General features: G+C 60.6%; 8 protein-coding genes. 4 read left to right on the top strand and 4 right to left on the bottom strand.

Features of this window, described 5'->3' with window-relative positions; genetic code table 11:
• Nucleotides 1–375: 375 nt before the first annotated feature.
• Entirely contained in the window at nucleotides 376–1425 is a 1050-nt protein-coding gene (locus tag ABHT90_RS04080; RefSeq protein WP_346981711.1) for a hypothetical protein, read from the bottom strand.
• Nucleotides 1426–1579: 154 nt separating this feature from the next.
• Between ABHT90_RS04080 and ABHT90_RS04075 the strand changes: the two genes are divergently transcribed.
• Both ABHT90_RS04075 and ABHT90_RS04070 read left to right on the top strand, forming a co-directional pair.
• Nucleotides 1580–2800 (top strand): M20 family metallopeptidase, encoded by a 1221-nt coding sequence (locus tag ABHT90_RS04075; protein ID WP_346981710.1) that lies wholly within the window; start codon nucleotides 1580–1582, stop codon nucleotides 2798–2800.
• Nucleotides 2801–2839: 39 nt separating this feature from the next.
• Nucleotides 2840–3523 (top strand): DUF1015 family protein, encoded by a 684-nt coding sequence (locus ABHT90_RS04070; RefSeq protein ID WP_346981709.1) that lies wholly within the window; start codon nucleotides 2840–2842, stop codon nucleotides 3521–3523.
• Between the two features lie 131 nt (nucleotides 3524–3654).
• Here the strand turns inward: ABHT90_RS04070 and ABHT90_RS04065 are convergent, their stop codons facing one another.
• The 3 genes from ABHT90_RS04065 to ABHT90_RS04055 form a co-directional block, all read right to left on the bottom strand.
• Nucleotides 3655–4290, bottom strand: coding sequence for a histidine phosphatase family protein (locus tag ABHT90_RS04065; RefSeq protein WP_346981708.1), 636 nt, complete (start codon nucleotides 4288–4290; stop codon nucleotides 3655–3657).
• A 17-nt stretch (nucleotides 4291–4307) separates the two neighbouring features.
• On the bottom strand, nucleotides 4308–4850 hold the full coding sequence (locus ABHT90_RS04060; RefSeq protein ID WP_055252053.1) for a histidine phosphatase family protein: 543 nt from the start codon (nucleotides 4848–4850) through the stop codon (nucleotides 4308–4310).
• An 82-nt stretch (nucleotides 4851–4932) separates the two neighbouring features.
• Nucleotides 4933–5604, bottom strand: coding sequence for a nitroreductase family protein (locus ABHT90_RS04055; protein ID WP_199579994.1), 672 nt, complete (start codon nucleotides 5602–5604; stop codon nucleotides 4933–4935).
• A 235-nt stretch (nucleotides 5605–5839) separates the two neighbouring features.
• On the opposite strand from ABHT90_RS04055, the gene ABHT90_RS04050 reads away from it, so the two are divergent.
• Together ABHT90_RS04050 and ABHT90_RS04045 are read left to right on the top strand one after the other, a co-directional pair.
• Nucleotides 5840–6442, top strand: coding sequence for an HdeD family acid-resistance protein (locus ABHT90_RS04050; protein ID WP_346981707.1), 603 nt, complete (start codon nucleotides 5840–5842; stop codon nucleotides 6440–6442).
• Nucleotides 6443–6925: a YaiI/YqxD family protein gene (locus ABHT90_RS04045; RefSeq protein WP_055310731.1), complete on the top strand. Its 483-nt coding sequence runs from the start codon at nucleotides 6443–6445 to the stop codon at nucleotides 6923–6925. It begins immediately after the preceding gene.
• Nucleotides 6926–7007 lie beyond the last annotated feature (82 nt).

Raw genomic sequence — 7007 nt, 5'->3', positions numbered from 1 at the left:
TGGCCTGGCGTCAGCATGCCGCGATTCAGTCGCGCGGGCAGCATTTCCCAGTTGACAAAACTATAGGAACACCCCCCGTTTTCACGAAACGGGGGGCGATTTTGTTGCTCCGGACGACTTTAAAATGATACCCAGAACAAGTTTTTTCAGATAATCGATAGTGAGGCTCCAGTCGCTAAGCACACCCGCTTTGATAAACAGCTTTATCAGGGACTTTAGTAGGTAAAAATCGGTCTCTATGTGCCGAATGTAAGTTGACTGTCCATTTTCCGAAACAACTTATTCTAGGTAGCATTTTTAAGGCCCTTCCAAGGCAAAATATAAGTATTTTGCGACCAAAACTCTAGTCCGCGCGACCGTTTTCCGCCCGCGCGGCTACATTCCCGCCCAATCGATAAAAATCTCCTCACGAAGCCGCCGTTCAAGCTCCTGCTGCCGCGGCGTCTTGTCTTTCAGCGGCATATCGAGATAGGACATGATGAGCTCCATCACCACGCGGAAGGCATCGGAGTCGGCCAGCTGGCCATAGGTCATCAGAACGACGGGATATCCCATCGCTTGCAAGGCCGTCGTTCGATCGGAGTCCGAGATCTTGGATTCTATGGATCCGTGTATGGCTTTACCTTGGCATTCAACCAGGCACTCTCGGCTGCCGTCCTTATTTGCCAGCAGGATATCGGCATAGCGCCTATCAAGCCCCGAAATCAGGCGGGCGCTGCGCGTCATACGAATCTCAACGTTATTGGTAAGGCGCAGCCCTTCGCCGCCGCGCAACCTCGTAAGGCCAAACAGCATCGAAGCCTGGACCTCGAGCGGCGATGCTGCCACCCCCGTAATGCATTTCGCGGCTCGTATGAACGATTTAGCGCCGCGGAGCCCCCGGACCTTATCGACGAACTCTGTAAGCTCAGAGAGCTCGATCAAGGGAGGTCGTTTCCACAAGTCCGTTGGATTCCCCGAGACATCCTTTACGTTTTCCCAGCCCGACCGTGCGTCACTCCATCGGCTCCCATATGCCTGCTCAAGTGCCGACTTTACCTGAGGCGCAATCTTGCACACGGCAAAGGTGCCGCACATCTCATACATGCACATGATTAAACGCTCGTTTGAGACCGAGGAAGCCAGGGTCAGCAGGGTAAAGAGCGGGGACGCGACATCGAGGCCAAACTCTGTCTGTCGCATGGAATCAAACGGCCTCTCCCCGTTCCAAACATGCCTGACAATGCGATCGCCCTTACGTCCACAGCTGCCCTGCGCCAACACGTGTAACGGGGTGCCCAGGAAATGCGTGACGAGCGGATGCTCACATAGGTGCTCCCTGCGCGGATCGTCCGCAGAATCGGGCAGGTCCGGCATTATTGCCAAGACCTGTGGAGGTATCCGGTGATACCGAAAGGCAGATATGTCGCACAGCATGTCGTCCATGAAGGGTACGTACCCGCTGCGTCGCTTGTGAACCCGCTCGGACGGCAAACGCGCTGGCTCGGCCTGCGAACGGTAAATACTGCCACGCCCACGTCGCGGATCTCTCAGGAGGCTTACAATCGGTTTGGAAAGCAAACTGATTGTGAGGTTGCATATGGTTGATGAGAACTTTGCCTGGCGGCTTGCGCAGGAGCTCGTGCGGATCGACAGCTCAGACCCGGGCGCGTATGAGGACGAGATCGAGCACTTCATTAAGAGGCTCATTGAGCAGCAGCTGGCGCAGCTTGATAGTCCTGCGCTCGATGCCGTGCAGATTGAGGAGCTCGAAGTACTCCCCGGGCGCCGCAACCTTATGATTACCGTGCCGGCCGTAAGCGACGAGGCCCGACTCGTCTACATCTGTCACATGGATACCGTCACCCTGGGCGATGGCTGGGAGGCAGACACGCCGCCGCTCGGAGCGATCGTGCGCGACGATAAACTCTATGGTCGCGGCTCCTGCGACATGAAGGGTGGCCTGGCTTGCGCCATTGCCGCACTGGTCCATACGCTCGAGCGCGTGGCGGCGGATGGCACGCTGCCCCGCCGCGGCTTTTCGCTCATCTGCTCGGTCGACGAGGAAGACTTTATGCGCGGCTCCGAGGCGGCCATCAATGCCGGTTGGGTCGGCTCGCGCGAATGGGTGCTGGACACCGAGCCCACCGACGGGCAGATCCAGGTGGCGCACAAGGGTCGCACGTGGTTCGAGATCGAGATGGCCGGCGTCACGGCGCATGCGAGCCAGCCTTGGAAGGGCGCAGACGCCGTCGCCGCCATGGCCGAGGTCGTGTGTTCGCTCCGTCGCGCGTTTGCGGCGCTGCCCGCGCACGATGAGCTGGGGCCTTCGACCATCACGTTTGGACAGATCGAGGGTGGCTACCGTCCCTATGTCGTGCCCGACCACGCTAAGGTCTGGGTCGATATGCGCCTGACCCCGCCGACTGATACGGCCGCCGCGACGCGCATGGTAGAGCAGGCCATTGTCGCTGCCGAAGCCGCGGTCCCCGGCTGCCATGGAAGCTATACCGTGACAGGCGACCGCCCCGCCATCGAGCGCGATCCAGCCTCTCCCCTTCTAGCTGCACTCAAGTGCGCAGCAGACGATGTAACGGGCACGGATACGACCGTCGGCTTCTTTACCGGCTACACCGACACTGCCGTCATTGCCGGCAAGACGGGTAACCGTAACTGCATGAGCTATGGCCCCGGGTCGCTCGCGCTCGCCCACAAGCCCAACGAATATGTGCCCCACGCCGACATCGTTCGTTGTCAGCAGGTGCTAATCGCGCTCGCCGATAACGTGCTCTGGGACGCGAGCGGCCAAGTTGGGGCATAATAAGCCGCGAACAAACCGACTCGTGCGTTAGGACCGCCCATGAAAGCACTTCCGTTTCCCTGCATCCGCCCGGCTCAGGACCGCGTGCTCGAGGCGTTGCCTGCAATGGGCAGCATCCTGAACGGCAACGATGCTCTGCGCGAAGCCATTGCCGATGGCCTGATGCTCAAGGATCCAGGCGCGGCGTATTACGTGTACGAATGCTCGGGCGAGCCGGGTCGCGCGACGGGTGTCGTGGCGATTTGCCCGACGAGTGTACTTGCGGGCGGCAAGGGCGATGCCAGCGCTGACGTGGCCGCCGCTGCGCACGCGATCGCCGAACTCAAAGTTCAGCCTCGTCCCGTGTCGCTCGCTTACGAGGCCTCGCCCGTCATGGATATCATCCTGGGCGCCGCCAAAGAGGGTGCGTCGCTCTACGCCGTCACCGACCCCGCGGGCATTACGCACCGCGCGTGGGAGGTCAAGCGCGAGGACGCCGTCGGGGCCATCCGCGCTATGCTCGACCAAGCACCGGAGCCGGCACTGGCCGACGACCCCGCCTACGCCGCCGCTCTGACCGGGGCGTCGCAGCTGCTAGCCGATGAGGCCCGTGCCGCCGGAACGTACACCGGCAAGGAGCCGTTCAACTTTACCGTTGCCGTGCTCTTCCCCGCCGCGCAGGTCAGCGGCGCCGCGCAGCGGGTCCCGATGGGCCTGCTCACCCACCAGGTCGCGCGGTTCTAGCAAGACCAGACCGCCCAGCACAAGAATCGGCAGCTCAACAAACAGGGGGCGGGAATGCAATACATGCACATGCATCCCCGCCCCTTTCGCATGGAGCAATTATGTCGGCGACCTGCGTCGCCACACCCACGCTACCCGCGTCGCGGACCCGCTGTCGCCACCAGCGGTTCAAGCCCCAGCTCGCGTGCGTAATCCTCCTGCGTAAAAATCTCAATCAGCTCAAACGCACCGGTCTCGTCGTCAAACACGAAATGCAGCACCGAGCAGTTGCCCGGCACGCGATCGCGCTCGTCGGCCGCAGCGCCCCTCGTGTGGTCCAAAAACTCCTTGATGGCCGATCCGTGGCTCACCGCAAGGACGCACTTGTGGTCCGGGCGTCGCATGAGCTCGGTCAGCGTCGCCACCATGCGCTTACGCACCTGCATCTGGCCCTCGCCGCCAAACTGGCGATAGAAATCGCGCCACGGGCGCTCGGGCATCAACATCACGCGCTCGGCTTCAAAATCGCCAAAGAACCACTCACGCAGGCCGTCCAGGCGCTCGTACGCCAAGCCCGGCCACAAGTTGGCGATAGTCTGCTCGGTGCGATGAAGCGTAGAGGTGTAGGCATGATCGGGCTCAATGCCGCGCGCACGTAAAAACATGCCGGCGCGCGCCGCCTGGTCGCAACCCAGCTGCGTAAGCGGCGAGTCACTCCACCCCTGAATGATACGCTTAAGGTTGAATATCGTCTGTCCATGACGGACCAGATACAGATCTTTATTCATAGGGGTCCTTTCGTTCGTTACCAACCCAAGAGCGAAAACGCCCCGTCGCAATAGCCAAAATGAAGCACGGCACCGTTGTCGGGTAGCTCTCCCCCGCCAGTCACATACTCAAGAAACTCCTGGCAGGCTGAGCCGTGGGAAACCGCCAGCACGCAGTCGTGCTGCGGCCGGGCCATAATACGGGACAGCGCCGCGACCATGCGCGACTGAAGCTGCACTTCCGACTCGCCGCCAAAGGCCACCGGATAATCGCCCCAGGGCTGCGGCGGCATCTCGCGATTTGATGTGCCCTCCAGCGAGCCAAAATGCCACTCACGCAGGTCATCGACCAGCTCAATGGAACGGCCCTCGCCAACGATAAGCTCGGCCGTATGCCGCGCCCGGCCCAACGGCGAGGAATACACATGATCAAAGGCCACGCCACGCGCCGCAAACGCCGTACGCGCCGTCAGCGCCTGCTCGCGCCCGCGCGCCGTAAGCGGCGAATCGTGCCAGCCCTGCAAAATGCTCTGCACATTGAGCTCAGTCTGCCCATGCCGCACCAAATACAGATCTGCCACACGCCCTCCCCTCGTACCACCACAAAGGGGACAGGCACCTTTGTGGTGGTTTACCGTCTGATCACGCCGCGGTGACGCTCAGCTACACCAGCACGTCGGCGAGCGAACGCTTGGGTACGTGGTGCACCTGTGCCTCGTCGCGCCAATAATTGATGGAGCCATCGGGGTTGGAATCGATCGCATCGATCACCTGTATCTCGGCCGGAACGCCAAAGGCCATGATCAGCTTGAGCTCATACTTGTCGTTATCGAGCCCCATGGCATCGATCGCATGGGGCGTAAAGGCCTTGAACATGCAGGCTGCCACCTCGGGCGTAGCGCTGCGGGCGGCGAGCATCATCGTCTGCGCGGCAATGCCCGTGTCGACCTCGGTAATGGGAGCGGCAGGCTTGCCCGGAACGGCGCGCTCAGCCAGAATCGCGATGTAGCCGGTCGGGCGCTCGCCCTCGGCAGGACCCGGCCAATCCTTGAGCGCACCGGCCCATGCAAGCTCGTCAAATACACGCGCGCAGTCCTCTGCACCGCTTACCACATGAAAACGCAGACGCTGAGCATTGGCACCGCAGGGAGCCAGGTGCGCCAGTTCCGCCAGCTCGAGCAAAAACTCGCGCGGCACGCGCATGGACTCGTCAAAGCGACGGCACGTACGGGCACGACGGACCAGCGCATCAAACGCTTCCAGACCGAGCTTTTCGCAGCCCTGCTTTGCCATCGATTCTGCGCTTACCGGCGCTGCGGGAACTGCTTCGTTCATAGGGACCCCCAATTCAAGCCAATTGTCTTTAGGAAAATCTAACCTAAAACGTAGGCAATAACGAACAGGGCTGCAATGTTCTACACCTGTTGAATAGAAAATCGCGACGTGGGGAACAACGGAAACAATTCGGGACCTTTGGGTTACGTTTCGCCCTCCCCGACCCATACGCCAGCGCCTTTAAGCGATACTGGTTGTAACGATCAAGGCTTACGCCGCACGGAAAGGAGACATTATGGGCATCTTTAAGAACGATGACCAAAAATCGAGCCAGTTTGGATTTGACGAGAAAAGCATGGCGGGCAAAGCCGTCAAGGCCGTACGCTGGATCTACGCCATCACGGGCGTCTTAGCACTCATTGCTGGTATCGCGCTGCTTTTTGCACCCGCCAAGTCCCTCGTCTTTTTGACGACCGTCCTGGGTTTTTACTTTGTAATCACTGCTGCCATCAGACTGTTCACTGCCATTTTTGAGCCGCTGCTGCCCACCGGCTGGCGCGTGACGAGCATCATCTCCAACCTACTCATTATCTTGGGCGGCGTCATAATCCTGCGCAACCAGGCCTTCTCGACCGCGACGCTCACCACGATGGTGGTTATCGTGGCCGGCTTTGGCTGGATCGTCGAAGGTGTCATGTCCATTCTGGAGTCCGAGCTTTCGTCCAACCGTGCCCTCGCCATCCTGAGCGGCGCGCTCTCCATCATCGCCGGCATGTTCGTGTTTATCTATCCGCTGTGGTCGGCCAAGATGCTCGTCATCTTTAGCGGCACCGCGCTGCTGGTGTTTGGCGTAACGCTGATTGTTCGCGCTATTCAATTTGGCAAACTGGTGCACTAGATGCCGCGAACGCTCTTTATTGATGCAGACGCCTGCCCGGTCACGCGCGAGTCGATTGACTGCGCGCGGCGGGCGGGCGTCGCCGTCGTTATCGCCGGCAACAGCACACAGAACCTGGAACGCCACATTCGCCGCGACGATCCGCGCGACGTCGAGCATGCGCGACGCGGATTTTGGGTCACGACGCTCGATGTGAGCGTGGGCGCCGACAGCGCCGACTTTGCCATTGTCGAACGCCTGCAGGCGGGCGACGTAGTCGTGACGCAGGACATTGGCTTGGCGAGCATGGTGCTCGGGCGCGATGCCGCCGCCATCGGCGTGCGCGGGCGCGTCTACGATAAGGCGACCATCGACATGCAACTGTTTATTCGCCACGAGGAAAAGAAGGTGCGCCGCGCCGGCGGACGCACTCGCGGGCCGGCGGCATTTACCAGCGAAGACCGCGCCCGCTTTAAACGCAACCTCACCGAGCTGCTGCGCTAACCAAGGTAGATTTTTGGGACATGTCCGGAAATCTACCTTTTTGTTTTGGCGATTGACGCGCATCCAACGCCCAAGTCATGGC

Source organism: Collinsella aerofaciens (genome assembly GCF_039758815.1).
Lineage (GTDB): Bacteria > Actinomycetota > Coriobacteriia > Coriobacteriales > Coriobacteriaceae > Collinsella > Collinsella aerofaciens_BP.
Note: the sequence above shows the minus strand (reverse complement) of the source record. Positions and strands in the feature narration are given on the sequence as shown.